We start from the raw sequence: 23259 nt of genomic DNA, 5'->3' as shown, positions 1-23259 counted from the left end.
GGATCCGCCTACCCGGCACGCAACCGGGCGAAACGCGTTTGCCTCGTCGAGGCCGGGGCATCCAGCGCCGCATGTACACGGTTGCGCAGTTGGTGGGCGGGGTGTGGGGTGCGGGCGGCGACGGCGGCGAACTGGTCGTGCGTGATCCGGCGGACGACGCGCCGGTGAGCACGGTTCCGGTGGCCACGGCCGACGAGGTGGGCAAGGCGACCCAGGCGGCCCGCAACGTGGCGGCCCAGTGGGCGGCGACCGCCCCGGCGGAACGGGCGGCGGCGGTGCACCGGGCCGCGGACGCGGTGGAGGCGGTCATCGACGAGTTGGCGGCGGCGGTCACCGCGGAGATGGGCAAGCCGTTGGCGGACGCGCGCGGCGGCGTCGAGGCGGGGATCGGCACCCTGCGACAGTATGCGGAGCTGGCACCGCTGCGCGGCGGGCGCACGCTGAACGGCGAACCCGACGCGCTGGACTTCCTGACCCCGCAGCCACGCGGGGTGGTCGCGGCGATCACCCCCTGGAACGACCCGGTGGCGGTCTCCTGTGGACTGCTCGGCGCGGCAGTGGTGACCGGGAACGTGGTGCTCTACAAGCCGAGCGAACGGGCACCGGCGACGGGGTGGCTGCTGGCCCGAGCACTGGACCAGGCGCTGCCGGCCGGTGTGTTGTCACTGCTCACCGGCGGCCCGGAGGTGGGTGCGGCACTGGCGGCGCAGGACGTCGACGTGGTGGCCCACGTGGGTTCCACAGCGACCGGGCGGGCGATCGCCGCAGCGGCGGCCCGCACCGGGGCGAAGGTGCTCCTGGAGAACGGCGGCAGTGACCCGTTGATAGTGGACGCGGGCATCGACCCGGAGTGGGCGGCGGAGCAGGCAGCGCTCGGCGCGTTCGCCAACGCCGGGCAGATCTGCGTGGCGGTGGAGCGGCTCTACGTGCACCGGGAGGTGGCCGACGACTTCGTGGCCGCGCTGGTACGACGCGCGGGAGCGCTGCGGGTCGGGCCGGGGCGGGACCCGGGCACCGAGCTGGGCCCGCTGGTCGACCGGCGGCACCGGGACCACGTGCACGGGCAGGTGGCGGCCGCTGTGGCCGACGGCGCGCGGGTGCGGGTCGGCGGCGAGGTGCCGGACGGGCCGGGGGCGTTCTACCCGGCCACCGTCGTCACCGACTGCCGCCACGACATGCCGCTGGTCCGGGAGGAGACCTTCGGGCCGGTCGCCCCGGTGGTGGTCGTCGACTCGTTCGACGAGGCGCTGCGTTGCGCTGCGGACTCACCGTACGGGCTGGCCGCCACGGTGCTGACAGCGTCGATGAGTCACGCGCAGCGGGCCTGGCGGGAGCTCCCGGTGGGCACGGTCAAGGTCAACGCGGTGTTCGGGGGCGCGCCGGGGAGTGCCGCGCATCCGCGTCGGGCCAGCGGGCAGGGCTTCGGGTACGGCCCGGAGCTGCTGGACGAGTTCACCGCCACGAAGGCGGTACACATCGAGGCGCCCGGGGGCGGGCACTGGTGAACGGTGCGGGCGGACGCAGGGGTGGCGCGTCCGCCCGTACCGCGTCGGTTGTGCTCCGGTGTGGCTGGGGTCAGTCGCCGCGGGCCTTGCGGGTGGCGCGGTCGTTTGCCTTCTCGATGGCGGTGACCAGCTCCGGTTTGGTCATGCTGGATCGCCCGGGCACGTCGAGTTTGCGGGCCACCGACATCAGGTGGTCCTTTGTGGCGTTGGCGTCCACGCCGCCCGCGGTGGCGGCCCGTCGTTCCGGCCCGCCGCCGGCGGCCTGCTGGTCGCTGGGGCCCTTGCGACCCTTCGGCTCCCAGTGGTCGCCCACCTTCTCGAACTGATGCTTCACTGCGGCGAAGGCGGTGCGGTGCGACCGCTCCCCCTCGCCGTAGGTCTCGACCGCCGAGTCGTGCGTCTTCTCCCAGGTGCGCTGCGCCTTCTCCGGGGAGCGTCGCAGCGTGCTGGGCAGGTCTTCGCGCCGGGGCATCTCGTCCTCCTCCGTGTCGACACGGTCACTGTGACCGTTCCCCGGTGACCGGGCGGCAAACCCTAGCGACGCCGGCCGGTAACCGGGTGGGTTTGTCGATTTCACCATCCGGGTACCGGCGGGCCAGGCCAGACCGGACGACCGGTCATCCGGTGGCCGGGGCGCAGGGAGCGGGCATGACGACCACGGAGCCCGGTACGACGCTCGACGGCACACCGGGCACCCGGGTGCCCCGACGGATGCGGCAGTTGAGCTGGCGGACCTGGCGCGGGGTGCTGGTCCGCAGCGTGCAGAACTTCGTCAACGACAACTGCTCCGACTGGGCCGCCGCCCTGACCTACTACGGGGTGCTGGCGCTCTTTCCGTCCGCCATCGTGGTGGTGGCGTTGGTCGGCCTGGTCTCCGATGGGGAGCGGACCCTGGACACGGTGGTCGACCTGGCCAACCAGGTGGGTGCCGGGTCGGTGCTGACCAACGACGAGGGCGGCGTGGTCGGGGTGATCCGGACCGTGGTGCTCGACCAGAGCAACCCCAAGCTGCTGCTGAGCTTCGGCCTGCTCGGCGCGCTCTGGTCCGCGTCGGGTTTCATCGGCGCGTTCACCCGCGCCTCGAACGCTGTCTACGGGGTGACCGAGGGCCGCCCGGTCTGGAAGCTTCGGCCGCTACAGATCGGTCTGGCGGCGATCACGCTGGTGCTGCTCGCTGTTGTCGCCCTCGGCCTGATCGTCAGTGGGCCGGTCACCGATGCGGTCGGCGACCTGGTCAATGCCGGCGGCCTGGCCCGCACGACGTGGAGCGTGGCGAAGTGGCCGGTCCTCGCCATGATCATGATGGTGCTGCTGTCCCTGCTGTTCTGGATCGCGCCCAACGTGCGCCAGCCCCGGTTCCGCTGGCTCACCCCGGGCGGCGCGGTGGCCCTGATCTCCTGGGCGGTGGCCTCCTTCGGCTTCGGCCTCTACGTGGCCAACTTCGGTTCGTACAACACCACCTACGGCAGTCTCGGAGCGGCGATCGCGTTCCTGGTCTGGCTCTACCTGTCCAACTCGGCGCTGATGCTCGGTGTGCAGATCAACTCCGAGGTGCAGCGCGGGCGGCAGTTGCAGGCCGGCGACCCGGACCCGGACGAGCCGGTGCTGCCACCCCGCAAGCCCGCCGACGAGTGAGCCCCCGTTCGGCAGTGGTGTCCGGATCGCCGCCGGGCCGAGGGCCGGTTCGTGGCCCGGTGCCGGTTTACCGGGCGGGGTGCCGGGTAGCGCAGAAGGCATGGAGCGTGGCAACAGCAAGCACGGACCGAGGATCGACGAACAGATGAGCCAGGAGGTCAGCGGCCTCGTACAGGGGCCGGGGACCGGTGGCTCTCGGGTCGACGAGTCGCGGGTGCCGGAACCGGCTGGCGAGGACCAGCCGGAGACGACCACCGCCCCGGCCGGCGACCTGCGCACCGGCACCCCGCAGGGCATGAGCTCTACGGACGTCGAGCAGCGCAGCCGGCTCGGCCGGTTCATCTCGATGAGCGCGCTGCCGGGCGACCGTCTGGTGCTCATTGCCAGCGCCCGTGAGAACGAGGCGCCGGACGACATCGTGGCGGCGCTGGAACGGCTGCCCGAGGGCACCGTCTACCAGACGGTCTCCGAGGTGTGGGCCGCGCTGGGCAACAAGAACGAGACAACTCGCTGGTGACCGGGATCGCCCCCCGATCCGCAACCCACCGGCGACTGAAGGAGGTTCCCCGATGAGTGGCGTTACCGAACATGTGGACGTGTCAGTGCCCGTACGCACCGCGTACGACCAGTGGACGCAGTTCGAGGAGTTCCCCGAGTTCATGGAGGGTGTGCAGGAGGTTCGGCAGCTCTCCGACACGATGACCCACTGGACGGTGGACATCGCCGGGGTGAAGCGCGAGTTCGACGCGGAGATCACCGAACAGCTCCCCGACGAGCGGGTCGCCTGGCGTTCGACCGACGGCGCGCAGCAGGCCGGCGTGGTGACCTTCCACCGACTGGACCAGGACAAGACCCGGGTCACCCTGCAGCTCGAGTTCGAGCCGCACGGCGTGGTCGAGCAGGCCGGCGACAAGCTCGGCATCGTCGACCGACGGGCCAAGGGCGACCTGGAACGGTTCAAGACCTACATCGAGCGGCGTGGTCAGGAGACCGGCGCCTGGCGCGGACAGGTGGACCGTCCGCAGCCGTGACGCTGAGCAGTGAGCTGAGATGGCCGCCGGAATCCCGGCGGCCATCGCCGTGTCCGAGCCTGCTCGCCGGGCACCGTTTGCGATCATCGTGCCCGGGTACCGCTGAAGGTATGACCGACGACAAGATCAGGGTGTGGCGGGACGAGGAGCGGCTTCCGTTGGAGGAGTTGGAGCGCGCGGTGTCGGGTTCCAGCCTCGACGGGCAGGCCGACGACGTGACGGGCAACGACGCCGGCGAGGAGGCCGCGTTCGGGCACGGGCCGGCCGCGTCGGACCGCGACGGGCAGGCCCAGGGCAACAGCCGGGAGGCCACCGACTCGCAGCGCGCCTACCGCCCGTCGACCACCGGCCGTACCGGGCCGGACGTCTGACGGTCGCTGCCGGGCCGGGCGGGTACTGGCGGCCCAGCAGCCGGTCGGCGCGCGCCAGACTCGTAGAGCGCGATCAGCGCGAGCGCGAGCACCAGCAGGGCCGAGCCCAGCACCTCCACCGAGGTGTTGCCGATCAGCACGCCCAGCCCGGCCGGGACGAGCGCCGCGCCGATGCCCGCGGCGCCGATCTGGAGGCCGATGGCCCGGTCCGCGTGCGCCGCGCCGACCCGTTCGGCGGTGGTGAGGGTGAGCAGCGGAAACACCGGTGCGGCGGCGAAACCGACAACGACCAGGCCGAGGACCGCCAGGACGGCCGGCCCGGGAACGGCGATCAGCGCCGCGCCGGCGGCCATCCCGGCCAGGCTGACCCGCAACACCAACCCCGACCCCAGGCGCTCGGCCACCAGACCCTGCACCACCCGACCGACGAAGAGGCTTCCCCAGTACGCGGAGACGCAGCCACCGGCCAGCGCCGCGCTGAGCCCGCGCCCCTCGGTCAGCAGCAGGAACGCCCACAGCCCGGCGGACACCTCGATCGCCACGTACAGCACGAAGGCGAGCGTCCCCGACCAGACCGCTGGCAGCCGCAGCGTGTCCCGGATCGGAACCTGGACTGTCGACGCGGGCCCGGCACCCGTGGCGGCGGGCTCACCGTGGACAGCCGAGCCCGCCTCGGTTCCGGCTGGGGCGCCGCGGTGCCAGGCCCGCACGGTCAGCGCGAACGCGGCGGCGAGGACCAGTTGGGCGGCGGCCACGATGCCGTAACCCCAGCGCCAGGCGAGCCCGGCGCTCAGCACCGCGGTCATGATCAGTGGACCGATGGCCACGCCGAGGCCGAAGAAGGCGTGCAACCAGTTCATGTGGCGGGGCCCGAAGGCCCCGGCGGCGTACGCGTTGAGCCCGGAGTCGACAGCGCCGGAGCCGAGCCCGAGCAGCAGCGCACAGCCCACCAGCACCGCCAGCGCGGGGCTGACCGAGTAACCGGTCAGCGCCAGGCTGGCCAGCAGGGTGCTGCCGGCGAGCAGGGCGCCCACGCCGACCCTTGCCAGCGTGAAGCCGGCCAGCACGCTGGAGGTGAGATAGCCGACGGTGCCGGCGGTGAGCACCCACCCGACCGCCTCGGTCGGTACGTCGAAGTCGCCCCGGATCGAGGGCCAGCTGACGCCGAGCAGGCCGTCGGGCAGGCCGAGGCTGACGAACGCGAGGTAGGACAGCAGGAGCAGTGCGGCGCGAGGACGCGCGGGCGGGGTGGACACGAGGCACCATCCTGCCGCAGGGGCACCCTAGCGCTGTCGACGCCCAATCGCCCTCGGCGCAAAGAAGTCGTGTCCGTACGGTCGAGAAAGCGGACAGCTCATCCAGAATCGGCCGATCGGAGGACGGCAAACCGGCCGGTTCGCGTAAGAATTTCGGGATGCATCAAGGCTCCGGAATCCTCTCCACGCGTCAGCGCCGGCTCGCCTGGCTCGGCTTCATGCTCGCCGCGCTCCAGGCGCCAGTGTCCGCCTGGCTCGTCGACGACGAGTCGTGGTTGTTCAGCCTCTGCGTCGCGCTGATGGTGGCCACCGTGATCATCGCTGACGACGCGGCACGGCGTCGCCCGGCCGACGCGACAAGCGACTAGCCTCCGCCGCCGGGCCGGGCCTCGTGGCCCGGCCGGCCCCGGCTACGGCGGCGTTCCTTCATCTCCGCCTCGTAGAGGTGGCGCCGCCCACCCACCAACTCGTCGCGAGCCTGCTGGTCCAACTCGCGGAAGAGCGCGTGGTAACCGTCGTCGAAGTCCTCGACGATCTGAAACGTCCACCGTCCGGCGATGACGTTGCGGCCACGCAACTCCGTGGCGATCCGCTCGGCGAGGTGCGGATGTCCGGCGGCGCGAAACTGCTCCACCGCGTCGTCGAGCATCAGGTCGGCATGGCCGATCAACTGGTGCATCGAGTAGAGGTGCCCCCGGGCCCGCTCCACACACTCCAGCGCCTCGCTGAGCTTGCCGAGCGCGGCGACCGTCGCGTCGCTGACGCCGTCCGGCCGCCGGTGCCGCTCGTCGGGTCCGTCCGCCTGCTGTGCCATCCGTGCCTCCGTGCCGGGTGCCGTCATCAGTGGGTGTTCTCCTGCTGCCCCGTCTGTGCCGGATCAATCCCCCAGGTCAGCGGCGACCGCCCCAGTGGCGCAGCCGACATCCGCCGAGCGGACGAGGTCGACACGGTCACTGGTCGGTTAGCCTCGGTCACCATGCGTGTGCCGTTCAACCGGGTCGCCTCCCGTACCGCCGTCGACTCGGCGCGGTCCACCCTGGCCGCCCTCACCGCCTCCGTGGGCACTGTCGGGCTCGCCGCCGCCGCCGCGCGACCGGGGCTGCTGGCCCTCGTCGACCAGCATGCGGCGGCCGTCCGGGACAGCCTCGACGGCGACCGCACGCCGCTGACCTCCGCGGCGCTCGCCGGCTACGCCGAGGGGGTGCGCGCCGCCGCCCTGGAGCACGGGTGGACGCCACCCAGCGGGTCGGTGGACTGGAGCCAGCCGGAGTGGCTGCTCACCCGCCTGGTCGCGGTCTGCGCGCTGGCCCGCGCGCTCGAGCGGCACTGACACGCGAGGGGAGGGCGCCCCGCGTCGTACGCGGAACACCCTCCCTACCCGTGCTGCCGTTCCGTCCCGCTACGAGCGGTACTGCTGGGCTTCGTCCACCCGAGGCATGGCCTGGGTGCGGTCACCCCCGCGGTCGGCCATCTGCCGCTCCACGTCGCTACGCCCGGCCGACGCGGCCTGACGTTGCTGCTGCACCGCCCGAGCCTCCTGGGCCGCCCGGTGCAGCCAGCCGTCCCAGCGGTTCTGCATCGGCTTCACGAGACCACCGCCGACGCCGACGATCAGGATGCCTGCCACAGTGGCGAGCACCGCGATCAGCACCGGAGTGGTCACCGTGGTGGCGATACCCACCTGGTTCAGGGCGGCGATCACGCCGAGCGCGATGATGAAGATCGCCGTCAGGTCGGCCAGGACCTTGCCGTACGAGAGCCCTCCCAGCGCCCCGGTGACCAGATCCCGGACAGCGTTGGCGATCGCGGCCGCCACCACCACGATGACGATCGCGATGAACGCGCGCGGCAGCCAGGCCACCACGCCGCTGATCAGGTCACTGATCGCGTTGGGCCCCCAGACTCCGAAGGCGAACTGCAGCGTGAACAGCAGTACGGCGTAGTACGCCAGTCTGGCCAGAATGTCGCTGGCGTCGTACTTCGTTCTCTCCAGGGCCCGTTTGATGCCACCGCGTTCGACCGCCTGGTCGAAACGCACCCGTTCCAGCACCGTATCCACGATCTTGAGGACGGCTCTGGCGATGAGCCAGCCGACCACGAGGATGACGATGAAGGCCACTGCCTTCGGGATGAAGAGCAGCACCGACCTCCAGGTGTCGGCGATGGCATCGCCGATATCGGCCTGCCGGACCGCGAGGGTTTTCAGCATGATGTCCCTCCTGTCGCATGGACTGCGCCGGGCGCATACCCGGCAACCGGTCCGGCACTCCGCGCAGCGCGCGGCGTTTTTCCCGACAGACCTCCGGACAGGGGCCTTGAACTGCCCGAACGGCCACCGCGACGGACTCGGCGACGGCCCGCCGCCGTGGTCGGATGCCTTTTCCGGTCGGCCGACTAGGCTGCGAACATGCCAGGAACGGTCGGGCGGGTCCCCACGCCAGCAACTCCGGGCCCGGGCGCACCCACCGGGTCCGGCCCGGCCGTCGGCGTGCTCGCCCACGACTGGGCCAACACCCCGCTGGGCCCAGCCGACGACTGGGACGTTGCCCTGCGGGCCGTGGTGGAGCTGGTCCTCGCCTCGCCGATGCCGATGGCCCTGGCCTACGGCGACGATCTCGTCCTGCTCTACAACGCCGGCTACGCCGAACTGCTGGGCACCAAGCATCCCAGCGCCCTCGGCCGTCCCGCCGCCGAGGTCTTCGCGGAGATCTGGGCGCTGCCCGGCGTCGGTGCGGTGATCGAGCGTTGCTACCGGCAGGGCGAGCCCTTCCTGGAGAAGGAGTCCACCCTGCCGCTGGTCCGTGGGCACTCCGCGACGGTGGAGCAGGCGGTCTTCACCAGGGGCTACTCACCGGTGCGCGACAGCGCCGGGCAGATCGTCGGCGTGTTGACGGTCGCGGCCGAGACCACCCACGTCACTGAGCAGTTGCAGAGCCTCAGCGAGGTGGCCGCGGCGCTCGCCGGCACCCTCACCCTCGACGACGTGGCCCGGGTGGCGCTGCGGTACGCGATCACCACGTTCGACCCCGACCAGGCCTCGTTCGCTGTCGACGAGGGCGGCGGCGGCTGGCGCATGGTGCGTCGGGTCCGTGGCGAGTTGTTGGACGAGGCCGACGAGCGGCTTCCCCCGCTCTGGCGGCGCGCGCCGACGGACTGGTCGGCCCCGGTGGTGCAGGCGGCCCGCTCCGGCGCCCCGTCCTTCACCCGCGACGGGCAGCCGCTGCGGGACACCGCCGTGGACCGCCACGACCAGAAGGTCCGCGCGATGGCTGCCCTGCCGCTGGGCACCTCGGTGGTTCGCGGTGGGCTGGCTGTCGGCTACCAGGTTCCGCACACCTGGTCCCCCGCCGAGCGGGCGCTGCTGGCCGCCTCGGCCGAGCTGATCGGCCAGGCCGCCGAACGGGCCCGCCGGTTCGAGACCCAACACGGCACCGCCCAACTGTTGCAGCGCAGCATGTTGCCGGAGCACCTGCCGGACCTGCCCCGGTTGCGGATCGCGGCCCGCTACGACCCGGGCGTGGACGGCAACGCGGCCGGCGGTGACTTCTACGACGCGTTCCTGCTGCCCAACGGCTCGCTCGGCGTGGTGCTGGGCGACGTCGCCGGGCACGACGTGCAGGCCGCCGCGCGGATGGGACAGGTCCGGGCCGCGCTGCGCGCCCTGGCCCTGGCCGACCCGACGCCCGCTGCGGTCCTGGGTGGCCTGGACCGGCTGGTGACCAGCCTCGGCGCGGAGGCCGGCACCCACGAGCTGTTCGTCACCGTGGCGTTCGGGGTGATCGACGCCGAGCGGCGGGAGCTGACCCTGTCCAGCGCCGGTCACCCCGCGCCGCTTATCCGCCGCAGTGACCCGGATGGTCGGTTCCACGCCGAGTACGTCGACGTCCCGCCCGGGCCGCCGCTGGGGTTGGGCGGCCGGCCGGGCACCACTACCGTCCCGTTCCGCCCCGGCGACACCCTGCTGCTGTTCAGCGACGGGGTGGTGGAGCGTCGCCGACAGAGCCTGAGCGCCGGGCTGGCCACCCTGAGCGACGCCATCGCCAAGGCCGGCAGCGGCGACCCCCGTGCGCTCTGCGCGGTGGCCACCGCGGCGGTCCCCGGTGGCACGGAGGACGACGTGGCAGTGCTGGCGGTCGAGCACGCGCTCAAACCGAGTCGTTCGGCGAGCATGGAGGTGCCCGCCGAGCCGACCGCGCCCAGCCGGGTCCGGCACTGGCTGACCGGTCAGCTCACCGAGTGGCAGGTGCCCGAGTCGGTGATCGGGGCGGCGGTGCTCTGCACCAGCGAGCTGACCACCAACGCGTTGCTGCACGCCGGCACGGCCGCCCGGGTGGAGATCGACCTCAGCGCCGAGCGGCTGCTCGTCTCGGTCGCGGATTCCGGCACCCGGGGCACCGTGACCCGGGCCCGTACCGACACGTTGAGCAGTCGCGGGCGTGGCCTCGGCCTGATCGAGGAACTCAGCGACGCCTGGGGCACCGACCCGTCGGTCCGGGGCTCCACGGTCTGGTTCGAGATCCTCACGCCACCGGCCGCGCATCCCTGAGCCGCCCGAGGGTAGGAGGACGCCCATGGCTACCGACCGGCCCGCCGGGGTCCTCTTCGATGTCGACGGCACCCTTGTCGACACCACCTACCTGCACACCGTTAGCTGGTGGGAGGCGTTACGCCAGACCGACCAGCCGGTGCCGATGGCGGTGGTGCACCGTTCGATCGGGATGGGATCGGACAAACTCCTGGATCATCTCCTCGGCCCGGAGCGGGACCGCGACGCCGACTCGAAGCTGCGCGACGCGCACGACACCCTCTACGCCGAGTACTGGGAACGGCTCACGCCACTACCCCGGGCCGCCGACCTGCTGCGGGCCTGCGCCGAGCGGGGGTTGCGGGTCGTGCTGGCCACCTCCGCCTCGGAACCCGAGGTGGGCGCGCTTCGCCGGGCGCTCGCCGCCGATGACGTGATCGACACGATCACCTCCTCCGCGGACGCCCAGCAGAGCAAGCCGGCACCGGACATCCTGGTCGCCGCGTTGGAGCAGTCCGGGTTGGCCGCCGAGCGGGTGGTCTTCGTCGGCGACTCGGTGTGGGACGTCGCCGCAGCCGGGAAACTGAGCATTCCGTGTGTGGGCCTGACCTGCGGTGGCACCAGCCGCGGCGAGCTCGCCGGCGCGGGTGCCGTGTTGGTGTACGACGACCCGGCCGCGCTGTTGCACGAGTTGGCGGACTCGCCGCTCACCCGGCCGCGGTGAGGATCACTCGGGTCCACCGGAGCGGACGCGCATAGCCGGAGCCCTTGCGGGGCACTGACTGTCACCACCTGCCCGCGCCTCGCGGGTGCGGGCGGAAGGGTGGTGCCGTGGAGCCGGTAGATGTGGCGTTCGCGCTGGTGGGCCTGGGCGCTCTGCTCGCGGGCATCCTGCCGCGGGTGCTGGAGCGACGCCCGCTGTCCATGCCCATCGCCTTCCTCGCCCTCGGCATGCTGGTGTTCCTGCTGCCCGTCGGGTTGCCGTCACCGGACCCCCTGGCCCACCCGGAGCTGACCACCCACCTCACCGAGATCGGGGTGATCGTCGCGCTGATGGGCGCCGGGCTGAAGATCGACCGGCCGTTGAGTTGGCGGCGGTGGTCGTCCACCTGGCGGCTGCTGGCGATCGCGATGCCCCTGTGCATCGCGGCGGTGGCGGTGCTCGGCTGGTGGTGGGCGGGGTTGGTGCCGGCCGCCGCGCTGTTGTTGGGCGCCGCGCTGGCCCCCACCGATCCGGTGCTCGCCGCCGACGTGCAGGTCGGCGAGCCGACCGACGTGGAGGATTCCGAGGACGAGGTCCGCTTCGCGTTGACCTCCGAGGCCGGCCTGAACGACGGGCTGGCGTTCCCGTTCGTCTACGCGGCCATCGCCATCGCCTCGACCAGCCTCGCCCCGAGCGACTGGTTGGCCGAGTGGTTCACAGTGGACGTGCTCTGGAAGATCAGCGTCGGCGTCGGCGGTGGCCTGCTCATCGGCTGGCTGCTCGGCAAGCTGTTCTTCCGCGCGCCCAGTGAGCTGCGGTTGGCCCGGCACGCCGAGGGTTTCCTGGCGCTGGCCGCCACGTTCCTGGCGTACGGGCTGGTGGAGGTGGTCGGCGGGTACGGCTTCCTGGCGGTGTTCGTGGCCGCCCGGGCCATTCGGGCCGCCGAGCGGACCCACGAGTTCCACTCGGTGCTGCACGACTTCGCCGAGCAGGTCGAACGGCTGCTCACCCTGGTGCTGTTGCTGCTGCTCGGCGGCGCGATAGTGGGTGGCCTGCTGGGTCCGCTGACCTGGCCGGCGGCCGCCGTCGGGCTGGCGCTGGTGTTCCTGGTGCGACCGCTGATCGGCTGGTTGTCGTTGCGCGGCGCTCCCGGACGACCGGCCGAGCACTGGGTCATCTCGTTGTTCGGCATCCGCGGCGTCGGCTCGTTCTACTACCTCGCGTACGCCACCACCAAGGCCGACTTCCCGCAGGCCGAGCTGCTCTGGGCGACCGTCGGGCTGGTGGTGCTCGTCTCCGTCGTGGTGCACGGCATCACGGCGACCCCGGTCATGCAGCTGCTGGACCGGGAGGGAGAGCGGACCTCCGACCCGGCCGAGCGGGACGCCGACGCTCGGCCCGTCGCGGCAGCCGGGCACGTCTGAGCGGGTGACTGAGCCAGCCGATCACACCTGAGCGGGCGGCTCAGGCCAGGCGGGCTGCCAGGGCACGGCCGAGGTCGCGGCCGGAGCGCCAGGCGCTCTGCACCCGGGGCTTGCCGAACGCGTCGCCGGCCAGGCCGATTCCGTCGGCGTCGAGGTGGTGGGTGGCGCCGCCGGCGCCGCTGGTCGGCTTCGCGTACGTCCAGCGGTGCACGTGCACGTCGACGGCCTGCTCGGGCAGCCCGAGCAGGTCCCGGACGGCCTGCTCGATCGCCGGGCCGGCCCCGGTGGGTTGGGCCAGGTGCCCGGCCGCGAATTCCGGCACCGTGTGCGCGACAAGCACCGGCGCGCCGTCACCGCGCCGGTCACCGTCGTCGCAGACGAGGTTGAGGACCGGATGCTCATTGACGAACGCGCCCCGGAAGTCCGGCCAGCGCCGGGTCGGGAAGCGCAGCACCGCGGCCAGCGACGGCGACCAGCGTTGCGCCTGTACGACCCGGGTGGCGTCGGTGAGGGCCGGGTCGAGCAGGAGGGCGGCCTGCGGGCCCGGCATGGCCAGGGCGACCGCCGCACACGGCTGCCCGTCGACGACCGGGCCGGGTTCCACTGTGAGCACCAGCCGGTCGACTGTCACCGGCACCGCGCCGGCCAGGTGCTCGACCAGCGAGCGCAGCCCACCGGGGGCGGCGAAGCGCATCGGCCCGGGCACCTCGTGGTTCCCGCTCCGGTCGTACGCCTGGAAGGTGTCGGTCCATTCGCGGACCAGCCCGGCGGCGCGCCACTGCTCGACCAGTGCGGCGAAGTCCGGGTCGGTGGCGGTGAAGTAGGCGGCGCCGATGTCCGCGGGCCGGCCCTGGAAGCGTTTGCTGGCCATTCGGCCACCGCGGACGTGCCCCCGCTCCCGGACCTGCACCGGCACGCCGGCCCGGGTCAACTCGACAGCACAGGCCACCCCGGCGATGCCCGCACCGACCACCACCACGCTCGACAGGTCCTCGGTCATCAGATGATCGTAGGTCGCGGCGTTGGGGCATGAACCCCCGACGATCGGGGTACTGGCACACCTGTTCGAAAGAAAGGGTGATGATGATGACGGACCGCCGCACCGAGCAGGCCGACCAGAATGCCGCGATCAAGGACCCGGACGAGTGGGTCACCGGGGACGAGCCGCCGACCGCCGCGCAGGAGTCCTACCTGAGCACGCTGGCCCGGGAGGCCCACGCCGACCTCCCGGACGACCTGACCAAGGCCGAGGCGTCCAAGCGCATCGACGAACTGCAAGCCGAAACGGGCCGAGGCCAGTAACCCCGACCCCCCTCCACGCGATCTTGCACTTTCTGTCGCGACAAAGGCCACACAGGGCGCAAATCGTCGACAGCAAGTGCAAGATCGCGGGTGAGAGGCGGGGCGGGGTGGGCGGGGGGTCAGGGGCGGGGCAGGAGGTGCAGGTGGACCTCGGTGAGGGCTCCGGCGTGCACCTCGGCGGTTAGGTAGGTGGCGCGGGGTTGGGAGCGGCGGTCGGTGGGTGAGCCGGGGTTGAGCAGGCGCAGCCCACCGGGCGCCTCGGTGTCCCAGGGGATGTGCGAATGCCCGAACACCAGCAGGTCGACGTCGGGAAAGCGGGCCGCGCACCGCTTCTCCCGGCCGGTCCGGGGCCCGGTCTCGTGCACCACAGCGACCCGCAGGCCGTCCAGCTCGACCCGGGCCACCTCGGGCAGTCGGGCGCGCAGCGCCGGGCCGTCGTTGTTGCCGTACACACCGACCAGTCGGCGCGATCGCGCGGTCATGGCGTCGAGCAGGTCCTCGTTCACCCAGTCTCCGGCGTGCACCGCCACGTCGGCCGCCTCGATGGCCGCCCAGAGGGGCCCGGGTAGGTCCCGGGCCCGCTTCGGTACGTGGGTGTCCGCCGTGAGCACCAGCCGCATACCCGGCATTGTCCCCCGAGACCCGGCCGCCCACCCGGGGGACGTGGGTGGACGGCCGGGCTCCGCCTCCGCCGCCGGCCCCGTGCGTGATCGACGCTCGGGTACGGGTGCCGAGCCGGTCAGGGGGCGGTCACGGCAGGGTCCAGCGTTGCGCCCCGGTGCCGTTGCAGGTCCAGATCCGCAGTTGCCGGCCGTCGGTGAGGTCCGAGTTGGGAATGTCCAGGCAACGCCCGGACTGGGGGTTGCGCAGGCTGCCGTCCGACTGGGCGGCCCACTGCTGGGCCCCGCTGCCGTTGCAGTCGTAGAGCTGCACGAGGGTGCCGTCGGTGGTGCCGCTCGCCTTCACGTCCAGGCACTTGGCGAGCCCTCGCACCGTACCGTCGCCGGGCAGGGTCCAGCGCTGGGCGGCGGTGCCGTTGCAGGTCCAGGTCTGCACCCTGGTGCCGTTCGCGGTCTGGCTGGAGGCGATGTCCGCGCACTTGCCGAGGGCCTTGACCTCACCGGTGCGCGCCCCGCCGGTGCCGACGCCCGGGCCGGTGAAGGTGTAGCTGTCCACGTCCAGCAACGCCCCGCTGCCGCCGGTGACGACCAGGTACAGGTCGTGGGTGCCGTCGTCGGGCTTGGTCACGGTGGTGCTCAGCTCGGTGTAGTTGTCCCAGCCGCCGGTGTTCGGCACCGCGATCCGGGCGACCTCGGCGCCGGTCGGTGAGTCGTACCGGAAGGAGATGGTGCCGCCGGGGCCGCCGGAGGAGACCCGGGTCCGAACGCCGGTAATTCCCTTGAGGCTCACCGCGTGGTGCCGGACGCTCTCGCCGCTCTGGACGTCACCCAGCCGCTTGCCACCCTCGGCCGCCGCCTGGTCGATCACCTTGGGGCCGTTGAGCTGGACGAAGTGCTCGGCCTGCCACTGTTTCGGGTAGAGGCTGATCTCCTGCTCACCGGTGAGTGCGGCCGTGCCGGTCGCGCCGCGATCGGTGTAGCTGCCCCGCAGGACGAAGAACAGCACCGAGTCGGGGCCGGCGTGCACCGGGCCGGTGTTGAAGGTCGCGCCGCAGCCGGTCCCCTCCCCCTCCTCGTGGGCGTGCTCCTGGTGGCCCAGCGCGGCCCGGACGACCACCGTCGAGCAGGCCGGCGTGCCGTCCTGCGGGTCACTGGCCGTGGCGCCGACCGTCAGGTCCTGCCCCCAGTCGAAGAGCCCGCCGGCGGGCAGGCCGGTCAACGTGACCGTCGGACGGTTGTTGCCGACCACCACCGCCACCAGTGTGGTGGCGCTGCGGCCGGTGCCGTCGTTGACTGTGAGCCGGGCGCTGTAGCTGCCGTTGGCGGAGTACGTGAAGGACGGGTTCGCGGCTGTCGAGTCGGTGCTGCCGTTGTTGGTGAAGTCCCACGCGTACGTCAGCGGGTCGCCGTCCGGGTCCGAGCTGCCGGCGCTGGAGAAGGTCACCGAGAGCGGGGCCAGGCCGTTGTCCCGGTTGATGGTGGCCTTGGCTTCCGGCGACCGGCCACCCTGGACATAGTTGATTTTGTAGAGACCGGCGTCGACCGCGCCGGAAAAGTAGCCGCTGCCGTACTCCAGCAGGTAGAGCGAACCGTCCGGGCCGAACTGCCAGTCGATCGGGTGGACGAGTTTCAGGCCGGCGAGCACCGGCTCGATGACTGTCGGCGTGCCGGTGGACGGGTTGCCGTTGTCGAACTGGACCTCCTTGATCCAGTTACGGCAGTACTCGGAGATCAGCCACTTGTTGTCGTAGTACGCCGGCCACTTCGCGTCCGAGACGAGGTTCGGGTCGTAGTGGTAGACCTCCACGTGGTTGGGCGACCCGCACCCACCCGGGTTGTCCAGCGCCGGCCAGTCCTCACTGCCGCCGTGCTGCTCCCAGACCAGCGCCGGTTTCGTCGGCGGAAGCTGCTGGACGCCCGTGTTGCGGGGTGAGTTGTTGACCGGGCCGGTCGAGCCGCCGCAGGGGAACCAGCCACGCGGTGTGGCGGTGGCGAAGTCCCAGTCGTTGTAGGCGACGTTGGGGCCACCGCAGTACGGCCATCCGTAGTTGCCGGGCCCGTTGGCCCGGTTGAACTCGTCGTAGGCCGCCGGGCCACGGTTGGCGAGGTCGGTGCCGGCATCGGGGCCGACCTCACCCCAGTAGAGGGTGTTGTTGGCCTTGCGGTCCACCCAGATCCGGTACGGGTTGCGCACGCCCATCACGTAGATCTCCGGGCGCGTTCGGGCGGTGCCGGCGGCGAAGAGGTTGCCGGCGGGGACGGTGTAGCTGCCGTCGTTCTCCGGGTGGATCCGGTTGATCTTGCCGCGCAGGTCGTTGGTGTTGCCGGAGGTGCGCTGGGCGTCGTACTGGGCGTTGCGGTTCGTCCGCTCGTCGATCGGGGCCATCCCGGCGGAGTCGCCGCCGGAGTTGGTGTTGTCGCCCACGGCGAAGTACAGGTTGCCGGCGGTGTCCCAGCTCATCGAGCCGGCCGAGTGGCAGCAGAGATCACGTTCGGTGGGCCACTCGATCAGCGGGTCCTCGCTGCCCGGGTCGAGCTGCAGTGTGGACGGGTTGAAGGTGAACCGACTGATCCGGTTGACGAGTGGGGTGACCTTCGGCGAGTAGAAGAGGTAGACCCAGTGGTTGCTCGCGAAGCTCGGGTGCAGTGTGATGCCGATCAGGCCGTCCTCGAAGCGGGCGTCCAGCGCCAGGGTCAGGGCCACAGTGGTGGACCTGGTCGCCGGGTTGTAGAGGCGGACCTGGCCACCGGCGCTGCTGGTGCCCCGGTTGATGTAGAAGACCTTGCCGTCGGGCGCGACGGCCAGTTCGATCGGTTCGCCCATGGAGAGGCCGCCGTCGAGGGCGACCTTCTCGAAACCGCTGGTGGGGGGCGGGGCGAGGGCAACGGCCTGGGCCGGGGACGCGGCGGCCGGTAGAACGCCTGCCTGCGGGACGAGGCAGAGGGCGATCAGGACGGTGAGCAGTGTGGTGGCGCTGACGAGACGTCGGCGCGGTGTGCGGGACACGAGACCTCCAGCTGTCCGGGGGATCTCGGTGCCGCTCCCGCCGACTGGAGGAGCACCGCAGGGTGCCCCGGACATTAACGCCTTTCACTGGAAAGCGATAGAACTTCGCGTCATCGGATCGAAAGTTGTCAAGATTTACACAAAAGTACGGCCTCAGCGACGCGTCGGGGTGAAGTGCGCCGGGGGCATCCCGCACTCGCGCAACGTCGGGTCCTGCTCGACGTCGGTGAGCACACCGGCGGCATTGATGAGACCGATGTGCGAGAACGCCTGCGGGAAGTTGCCCAGCTGCTCCCCGGTCTGCTGGTCGATCTGCTCGGCGAACAGGCCCAGGTCGTTGACCCGACCAGCCAGATCGCGAAACAACTCGTGCGCCCGATCCCGCTCGCCGGCCAACGCCAGGCAACTCACCAGCCAGAACGAACAGATGATGAAGCCCGCCGGGTCGCCGTCCCAGCGCCGCAGCAGGCCGTCGCGCGACAGTCGCCGCTCCACCGCGCGGACCGTCGAGCGCATCCGCGGGTCATCGGCCCGCAGAAAGCCCACCAGCGGCATCACCAGCACCGACGCGTCCAGCTCGTCGGAATCAAAAATCCCGGTGTACGACTGGAGCCGGTCGCTCCACCCCCGCTTGAGGACCGCCGCGCGCACCTCGTCCCGAGCGGCCGTCCAGCGGACCAGGTCCTGCGGCCCGCCGAGCTGGTCGCCGAACCGGACCGCCCGGTCCAGCGCTACCCAGCACTCCACCTTCGAGGACACGTGGTGGTGTTGGATTCCACGCTCCTCCCACATCCCCGCGTCCGGCTGTTTCCAGTCCCGCTCGGCCTGATCGGCGAGCACCCGGAGCAGGTGGTAGACCTCCGGGTCGAACGGTTCCAGCTGGTCGCGCATCAGCCAGGCAGCGTCCATGGCCGCGCCGTAGATGTCGTTCTGCCGCTGCCGCCACGCGTCGTTGCCGATCACCACCGGCGGGCTGTCGCGATAACCGCCGAGCTGGTCCAGCCGATGCTCGGTGAGGTCCCGCTCCCCCAGCACCCCGTACATGATGGGCACCGGCCTGTCGTCGATGCGGCCCATCGCCCGGCCCAACCAGGCGAACTGTCGCCGCACCTCGTCGAAGCACGCCGACCGCCACAGCGCCCGCAAGGTGTGGCTGAAATCGCGCACCCAGACGTAGCGGTAGTCGTAGTTGCGGTCCCCGCCGAGCTCCTCGGGCAGCGAGGTGGTCACCGAGGCCACCACCGCGCCGCTGGGCCGGTACGTCATGCCCTGCACCACCAGTCCGCTGCGCCGCACCTCCTCGGCGTAGAGTCCCTGGTAGGGATGCTCGTCGGTCCAGGACCGCCAGCCGGCGACGGTGTCGGCGATCGTCTGGTCGGCGTCCGGCACCTCGGGCAGTGGGGCGTCGTAGGTCGGGGCGTACCCGAGACTGAAGTTGTGGGTCGTGCCGGCGCGGACGGTGAACGTCGCTGCGGCATCGCCATCGTCGCCGCACGCCAACCGCACGCTGCTGCGGAAGGTGAGTCGCGCGGCCCCGGCGATGGCCTCGAGCATGTCCTCACGCTCGACCAGGTACGCGATGGTGCGCCCGTACTCGAAGCGCGGACGGTAGTGCACCCGCATAGGCACCGCACCGGAGAGTCCCTGCACGCTACGGACCAGCACCTGCGGTGGGTGCATCCCGATGTCGTGACCTCGCGAGCCGGGCTCGAAGGCGAGCGCGTCGGTGAGCGCGACCTCCCCCTGCGCGGTGCGGAAGACGGTCCGCAACACCAGGGTGTCCTCCAGGTAGCTCCGTTCGACGGTGAAATCGGCCTCCGGCCGGATCGACCAGTGCCCCGCGCCGTCGTCGAGCAGCCGCCCGAACACCGACGGAGCGTCGAACCGGCCAGGGCACCACCAGTTCACCGAGCCCGAGGCGTCCACCAGCGCCGCGGTGCGGCCGTCGGCGAGGAAACCGTAGTCGCTGATCTGTCCGCTCTCCACCTGAGTGCCTACCCGGGCAGTCCGCGCCCATTCCCCTCCCGCCCGACGGTCCAGACCGCGTTACCGGTCGGCCTGGACGGGAACCCGGCGAGCTGACGAGGGAGGATGCTCATGACGTCAGCTTCGGGGCCGACCGCCGCCTGGCGGTCCGGCACACAGGGTGGCGACCTGCTTCCAACCGGGCCGGCCGGTCGCCTGTCGACACCGGCCGGGGACGGCCACGGGCCGGAGGCCGGCCCGCCGACAGTGACGATCGGCTCGTACCCGGACTATCCGACCGCGCAGCGGGTCGTCGACTACCTGGCCGACAACCGCTTCCCGGTGGAGCACAGCGCCATCGTCGGCACCAACCTCACCCTGGTGGAGACGGTGCTCGGGCGAATGACCACCGGTCGCGCCGGCCTGCTCGGCGCCGGCACCGGCGCCTGGTTCGGGCTCTTCATCGGCCTGTTGTTCGGCATCTTCACCGTCGGCAACTGGCTGGCGGTGATCCTGGTCGGGCTGGTCATCGGTGCGATCTGGGGTGCCGTGTTCGGCGCTGTCGCGCACGCCATGACGGGCGGGCAGCGCGACTTCACCTCGGCCAGCTCGCTGCGTGCCGGCCAGTACGCGGTGACCGTCGACGCGCAACTCGCCGACCAGGCGCGACAGCTGCTCGCTCGGATGCAGATGCCCAGCTCGGCGGCGAACGCCCGCTGAGCGACGACCGACCGCCCGTCCCGGCAGCGCCCGGGGCGGGCGGCCGTTCAGTGGTGGTACGCCAGCTCGCCGGCCCGCAGCGGCACGTCGACCCGGTTCTCCGGTGGTGCCAGCGGGCAGGCCCAGCGGTCATCGTAGGCACAGCTCGGGTTGTAGAGGTAGTTGGCGTCCAGCCGGACCCGGTCGCCGGGCAGGAGCTCGACGCCCCGGCCGAAGGTGCCCTTCACCGTGTCGGTGAGGTACCGACCTCCGCCGTAGCTCTCCGGCCCGCAGGTGCCGTCGCGCAGCGGAACGAACAGCCCGCCCCCGTACGCCTCGATCCACCACAGGGTCAGCGGCCCCCACGGTGTCTCGGCCACCGCGACCCGCCGGTACGCGACCACCCCGTCCGGGCCACCGGTGTCGATGCGCAGCTCACCGCTCGCCGAGCGCAGGGGCGCCTCGACCACGGCCTCGGGATTGGGCGGGAAGTAGCGCACCCCGGCGAAGCCGGGCCGCTCCGCCACCGGGATCGGGCTCTGCGGGTGGGTGGCGAAGAGTTCGTCGCGGCCGGCGCGGAAGCCGGTCAGGTCGACGTCGGACAGGTACAGCCGGGCCACCCGCTCCCGCCAGTCGGCCAACTCCAGTTCGCTCAGCATGCCGGTGACTCCTGATCGAAGGACAGCTCTCCGGACCGGAGGGGCCTGCCGCATGCCTGGCAGCGCACCTCGGCGACGAAGACCTGGCCGCAGACGTCGTGGATGAAGTCGACTCGCGGCACGTCGTCCTCGCTGTAGGTGTCACCCCAGCGCTTGAGCACGAGGATGACCTGCCCGAGGTCCTTGCCCTTCTGGGTCAGTTCGTACCCCGCGACCTTGCCGTTCTCGGTGGCACGGGCCTGGAGGATGCCGGATTCGGCGAGTTTCCGCAGTCGGGCGGCGAGGACGTCCCTGGGCGCGCCGACGGCTCTGAGGATCTCGGTGTACCGCGATGCGCCGAATGCGAGCGCCCGCACGATGTGCAGCGACCACCTGTCGTTGACCGCGTCGAGCGCCACAGCGAGAGAGTCCCGCCCTGGTTTGATTTTCAAACCGTCGGTGCTACGGTTCGTTTGGTTGGACATTCAAACCACACTACCCGAGGAAGCACCCATGACGTCGCCACCCGATCCACGTACCGACGGAACGTCGCCCGTCGTCACCCAGCGCCGAGCCTGGACAACGCTCGTGATCACCGGGCTGATCATCGGCACGGCGTTCATAGCGGTGTATGTCGGACTGCAACGCAGCCCTCAGCCGAGCCAGCTGCCGATCGCCGTGGCCAGCCATCAGCTGGCGGCCACCGCACAAGCCGGGTTCGGCAACACCGTGGCCGTCACCGAGGTCGCGAGCGTCGCGGACGGCGAGGCCATGGTGCGACATGGTGACGCCGTCGCCGTCCTCGGCGCGACCTCCCCCACCACGCTGACACTCGACTACGCCGGCGCGAGCGGGTTCAGCGAGAGCGGGGCGGCGCGTCAGCTCGCGGCCGGCCTCGCCAGAAAGGCGGGGGCGACCGTCCAGGAAAACGACATCGTGCCGCTGGCGACCTACGACAGTCGCGGGCTGTCCGCCTTCTACGTGGTGTTCGGCGTCACCCTCTCGTCGTTCGTCCTCGCTCAGGGGCTCACCGCGGCCACCGCGAAGGTGCGCCTCCGCCACCGCCTCTACGCGATGAGTGGATTCGCCGTCCTGATCGGTGTGATCGCGGCGACCGTCGCGGGCCCGGTCTACGGCTCACTCACGGCCCCGTTCCCGCTACTCGCGCTCTCGCTCATCCTGCTCTCCGCGGCCAGCGCCTTCACCACGAAGGCTCTGGGGGCCTGGCTCGGGCCCGCGGGCATCGCTCTCGCCGTCCTCACCCTCACGACCATCGGCAACGCGACGAGCGGAGCGACGATCGGGGTCGACCTGCTACCGGAATGGGCGCAGGCGATCTCGGGGAAGCTCCCGCCGGGCGCGGCCGTGCGCGCGGTCAACAACTTCGGCTACTTCAGCGGCGCACACACCGTCGCACCTCTCGTCATCCTCGGCACCTGGTTCCTGGCGGGCCTCGGGCTCGTCCTGCTCCGGCAGCGGACCGCACAGCACCGCCCGCTCACCGCCGAGGTGGGACGATGACCGCCCGGGTCAGCCCGTACCTCAGCTTCACCGGCAACGCCCGGGAGGCGATGTCGTTCTACCAGTCGGTGTTCGGGGGCAACCTGGAGATCACCACCTTCGGCGACCTCCGAGGGTCGACCGACACGGCGCGGGACGAGCTGATCGCGCACGCGACGCTCCGCGGCACGACCGGGGTCGTGCTGATGGCCTCCGACCGGACGCCGGGCGACGACGGGGCCGGCAGCAGCTCGTCGATCACTCTGGGCGGCGACCAGGCGGAACTCACCACCTACTGGGAGCGACTGTCCGAGCGAGGGACGGTGACGGCGCCCTTCGCGAGATCACCGTGGGGTGCGCTCTACGGCAGGTGCACCGACAGGTACGGAACCGACTGGCTGGTGAACGTCAGCGCGCCAGCGATGCCCTGATCCGAGCACGAACCTGAGCGTCGACCGGGTGGGGCAGACGTCTGCCCACCCGGCCGTCAGCGCGACGGCCAGTTGGTGAGGACGGCGTCGAGGGCGTCCAGGGTGCGCGACCAGGAGTCGTCAGTGGGGCGCGGGGTGTGCCGGAAGCCGCCGGTCTTCTCCAGGCTCACGAACCCGTGGAAGGTGCTGTGCATCATCCGCACCGCGTCGGTCTGGTCGGGCTCGGAGAGCCGGTAGCCGCGCAGAATCGCCCGGGTCATCTCGGCGTGCCGGACGCCCGCGCTCGCGGCGGCGGTCTCCGGGTCGAGGTCGATCTGCATTGCCGCGTAGCGGCCCGGGTGCTCTCGCGCGTAGTCGCGGTACGCGTTGGCGAACGCCACCAGGGCGTCCTTGCCGGCCCGACCGGCGAGCGCGGCGGCGACCCGGTCGGCCAGCTCCGCCAGCGCCAGCAGGGCGATCCTGACCCGCAGTTCGTGTGCGTTCTTCAGGTGGAAGTACAGGCTGGCGTCCTTCACCCCGAACTGGCGGGCGAGCGCGGCAACAGTGACGTTCTCCACGCCCACCTCGTCGGCCAGCTCGGCCGCGGCCAGCGTCAGGCGCTCGACGGTCACCCCTGCGCGTGCCATCCACCACACTCCAAACCTATC

General features: G+C 71.6%; 25 protein-coding genes. 14 read left to right on the top strand and 11 right to left on the bottom strand.

The window, feature by feature from the left end:
* The first annotated feature begins 71 nt into the window (after nucleotides 1-71).
* Complete coding sequence (locus AB0K35_RS18485) at nucleotides 72-1505, top strand: aldehyde dehydrogenase family protein (RefSeq protein ID WP_363886462.1); 1434 nt, start codon at nucleotides 72-74, stop codon at nucleotides 1503-1505.
* A 70-nt stretch (nucleotides 1506-1575) separates the two neighbouring features.
* Here the strand turns inward: AB0K35_RS18485 and AB0K35_RS18480 are convergent, their stop codons facing one another.
* Nucleotides 1576-1977 carry a ChaB family protein gene (locus AB0K35_RS18480; RefSeq protein ID WP_363886459.1) on the bottom strand — a complete coding sequence of 134 codons (402 nt, stop codon included), beginning with the start codon at nucleotides 1975-1977 and terminating at the stop codon, nucleotides 1576-1578.
* Between the two features lie 176 nt (nucleotides 1978-2153).
* On the opposite strand from AB0K35_RS18480, the gene AB0K35_RS18475 reads away from it, so the two are divergent.
* The 4 genes from AB0K35_RS18475 to AB0K35_RS18460 all read left to right on the top strand — a co-directional run bounded on the left by AB0K35_RS18475 (nucleotide 2154) and on the right by AB0K35_RS18460 (nucleotide 4542).
* The gene (locus tag AB0K35_RS18475) at nucleotides 2154-3140 is read left to right on the top strand and encodes a YihY/virulence factor BrkB family protein (RefSeq protein ID WP_238669925.1); all 987 of its coding nucleotides are present in this window, start codon (nucleotides 2154-2156) and stop codon (nucleotides 3138-3140) included.
* 100 nt (nucleotides 3141-3240) lie between these two features.
* Nucleotides 3241-3657, top strand: a complete 417-nt coding sequence (locus AB0K35_RS18470) for a DUF2795 domain-containing protein (RefSeq protein ID WP_088947320.1) — start codon at nucleotides 3241-3243, stop codon at nucleotides 3655-3657.
* A gap of 52 nt (nucleotides 3658-3709) precedes the next feature.
* Complete coding sequence (locus AB0K35_RS18465) at nucleotides 3710-4171, top strand: SRPBCC family protein (RefSeq protein ID WP_238669924.1); 462 nt, start codon at nucleotides 3710-3712, stop codon at nucleotides 4169-4171.
* A gap of 110 nt (nucleotides 4172-4281) precedes the next feature.
* Nucleotides 4282-4542, top strand: a complete 261-nt coding sequence (locus AB0K35_RS18460) for a hypothetical protein (RefSeq protein WP_363886456.1) — start codon at nucleotides 4282-4284, stop codon at nucleotides 4540-4542.
* On the opposite strand, the gene AB0K35_RS18455 is transcribed toward AB0K35_RS18460, so the two are convergent.
* Complete coding sequence (locus AB0K35_RS18455) at nucleotides 4500-5798, bottom strand: MFS transporter (RefSeq protein ID WP_363886453.1); 1299 nt, start codon at nucleotides 5796-5798, stop codon at nucleotides 4500-4502. The genes AB0K35_RS18460 and AB0K35_RS18455 overlap by 43 nt on opposite strands.
* Nucleotides 5799-5956: 158 nt before the next feature.
* Here AB0K35_RS18455 and AB0K35_RS18450 point away from each other — a divergent pair, with 158 nt between their 5' ends.
* Nucleotides 5957-6166 carry a hypothetical protein gene (locus AB0K35_RS18450; RefSeq protein WP_238669921.1) on the top strand — a complete coding sequence of 70 codons (210 nt, stop codon included), beginning with the start codon at nucleotides 5957-5959 and terminating at the stop codon, nucleotides 6164-6166.
* Here the strand turns inward: AB0K35_RS18450 and AB0K35_RS18445 are convergent.
* Entirely contained in the window at nucleotides 6163-6612 is a 450-nt protein-coding gene (locus tag AB0K35_RS18445; protein WP_238669920.1) for a hypothetical protein, read from the bottom strand. The two genes, AB0K35_RS18450 and AB0K35_RS18445, sit on opposite strands and share 4 nt — an antisense overlap.
* A gap of 162 nt (nucleotides 6613-6774) precedes the next feature.
* Here AB0K35_RS18445 and AB0K35_RS18440 point away from each other — a divergent pair, with 162 nt between their 5' ends.
* The gene (locus AB0K35_RS18440; RefSeq protein ID WP_363886450.1) at nucleotides 6775-7128 is read left to right on the top strand and encodes a DUF6401 family natural product biosynthesis protein; all 354 of its coding nucleotides are present in this window, start codon (nucleotides 6775-6777) and stop codon (nucleotides 7126-7128) included.
* Nucleotides 7129-7197: 69 nt separating this feature from the next.
* On the opposite strand, the gene AB0K35_RS18435 is transcribed toward AB0K35_RS18440, so the two are convergent.
* Nucleotides 7198-8007 carry a hypothetical protein gene (locus tag AB0K35_RS18435; protein ID WP_051708712.1) on the bottom strand — a complete coding sequence of 270 codons (810 nt, stop codon included), beginning with the start codon at nucleotides 8005-8007 and terminating at the stop codon, nucleotides 7198-7200.
* A gap of 198 nt (nucleotides 8008-8205) precedes the next feature.
* Here AB0K35_RS18435 and AB0K35_RS18430 point away from each other — a divergent pair, with 198 nt between their 5' ends.
* The 3 genes from AB0K35_RS18430 (at nucleotide 8206) to AB0K35_RS18420 (ending at nucleotide 12450) form a co-directional block, all read left to right on the top strand.
* On the top strand, nucleotides 8206-10344 hold the full coding sequence (locus AB0K35_RS18430; protein WP_363886447.1) for a SpoIIE family protein phosphatase: 2139 nt from the start codon (nucleotides 8206-8208) through the stop codon (nucleotides 10342-10344).
* Between the two features lie 25 nt (nucleotides 10345-10369).
* Nucleotides 10370-11047 carry an HAD family hydrolase gene (locus AB0K35_RS18425; protein WP_363886445.1) on the top strand — a complete coding sequence of 226 codons (678 nt, stop codon included), beginning with the start codon at nucleotides 10370-10372 and terminating at the stop codon, nucleotides 11045-11047.
* A gap of 107 nt (nucleotides 11048-11154) precedes the next feature.
* Complete coding sequence (locus tag AB0K35_RS18420; RefSeq protein WP_238669916.1) at nucleotides 11155-12450, top strand: cation:proton antiporter; 1296 nt, start codon at nucleotides 11155-11157, stop codon at nucleotides 12448-12450.
* A gap of 40 nt (nucleotides 12451-12490) precedes the next feature.
* On the opposite strand, the gene AB0K35_RS18415 is transcribed toward AB0K35_RS18420, so the two are convergent.
* Nucleotides 12491-13429 (bottom strand): FAD-dependent oxidoreductase, encoded by a 939-nt coding sequence (locus AB0K35_RS18415; protein ID WP_238669953.1) that lies wholly within the window; start codon nucleotides 13427-13429, stop codon nucleotides 12491-12493.
* 104 nt (nucleotides 13430-13533) lie between these two features.
* Here AB0K35_RS18415 and AB0K35_RS18410 point away from each other — a divergent pair, with 104 nt between their 5' ends.
* The gene (locus AB0K35_RS18410) at nucleotides 13534-13752 is read left to right on the top strand and encodes a DUF3072 domain-containing protein (protein WP_091402204.1); all 219 of its coding nucleotides are present in this window, start codon (nucleotides 13534-13536) and stop codon (nucleotides 13750-13752) included.
* Nucleotides 13753-13871: 119 nt separating this feature from the next.
* Here the strand turns inward: AB0K35_RS18410 and AB0K35_RS18405 are convergent, their stop codons facing one another.
* The 3 genes from AB0K35_RS18405 to AB0K35_RS18395 all read right to left on the bottom strand — a co-directional run bounded on the left by AB0K35_RS18405 (nucleotide 13872) and on the right by AB0K35_RS18395 (nucleotide 19365).
* Nucleotides 13872-14372 carry a metallophosphoesterase gene (locus AB0K35_RS18405; RefSeq protein WP_363886441.1) on the bottom strand — a complete coding sequence of 167 codons (501 nt, stop codon included), beginning with the start codon at nucleotides 14370-14372 and terminating at the stop codon, nucleotides 13872-13874.
* 130 nt (nucleotides 14373-14502) lie between these two features.
* On the bottom strand, nucleotides 14503-17379 hold the full coding sequence (locus AB0K35_RS18400; RefSeq protein ID WP_363886438.1) for a ricin-type beta-trefoil lectin domain protein: 2877 nt from the start codon (nucleotides 17377-17379) through the stop codon (nucleotides 14503-14505).
* Between the two features lie 153 nt (nucleotides 17380-17532).
* Nucleotides 17533-19365 (bottom strand): glycoside hydrolase family 15 protein, encoded by a 1833-nt coding sequence (locus AB0K35_RS18395; protein WP_363886436.1) that lies wholly within the window; start codon nucleotides 19363-19365, stop codon nucleotides 17533-17535.
* Nucleotides 19366-19476: 111 nt separating this feature from the next.
* Between AB0K35_RS18395 and AB0K35_RS18390 the strand changes: the two genes are divergently transcribed.
* The gene (locus AB0K35_RS18390; protein WP_363886433.1) at nucleotides 19477-20064 is read left to right on the top strand and encodes a general stress protein; all 588 of its coding nucleotides are present in this window, start codon (nucleotides 19477-19479) and stop codon (nucleotides 20062-20064) included.
* Nucleotides 20065-20111: 47 nt separating this feature from the next.
* On the opposite strand, the gene AB0K35_RS18385 is transcribed toward AB0K35_RS18390, so the two are convergent.
* A complete protein-coding gene (locus AB0K35_RS18385) occupies nucleotides 20112-20699 on the bottom strand; it encodes a DUF1684 domain-containing protein (RefSeq protein WP_238669952.1) in 588 nt (195 codons plus the stop codon).
* On the bottom strand, nucleotides 20696-21100 hold the full coding sequence (locus AB0K35_RS18380; protein WP_238669911.1) for a helix-turn-helix domain-containing protein: 405 nt from the start codon (nucleotides 21098-21100) through the stop codon (nucleotides 20696-20698). The genes AB0K35_RS18385 and AB0K35_RS18380 overlap by 4 nt, the downstream gene beginning before the upstream one ends.
* Before the next feature lie 94 nt (nucleotides 21101-21194).
* Here AB0K35_RS18380 and AB0K35_RS18375 point away from each other — a divergent pair, with 94 nt between their 5' ends.
* Nucleotides 21195-22202 (top strand): hypothetical protein, encoded by a 1008-nt coding sequence (locus tag AB0K35_RS18375; RefSeq protein WP_363886430.1) that lies wholly within the window; start codon nucleotides 21195-21197, stop codon nucleotides 22200-22202.
* Entirely contained in the window at nucleotides 22199-22612 is a 414-nt protein-coding gene (locus tag AB0K35_RS18370; protein ID WP_238669909.1) for a VOC family protein, read from the top strand. Before AB0K35_RS18375 ends, AB0K35_RS18370 begins: the two co-directional genes overlap by 4 nt.
* A gap of 56 nt (nucleotides 22613-22668) precedes the next feature.
* Here AB0K35_RS18370 and AB0K35_RS18365 read toward each other — a convergent pair whose 3' ends face one another.
* Complete coding sequence (locus tag AB0K35_RS18365) at nucleotides 22669-23238, bottom strand: TetR/AcrR family transcriptional regulator (RefSeq protein ID WP_238669908.1); 570 nt, start codon at nucleotides 23236-23238, stop codon at nucleotides 22669-22671.
* Nucleotides 23239-23259: the final 21 nt, after the last annotated feature.

It is taken from the genome of Micromonospora sp. NPDC053740, assembly GCF_040677775.1.
Taxonomy (GTDB): domain Bacteria; phylum Actinomycetota; class Actinomycetes; order Mycobacteriales; family Micromonosporaceae; genus Micromonospora; species Micromonospora alfalfae.
The sequence above is the reverse complement of the archived record's forward strand: the minus strand, read 5'-3'. Positions and strand labels throughout refer to the sequence as shown.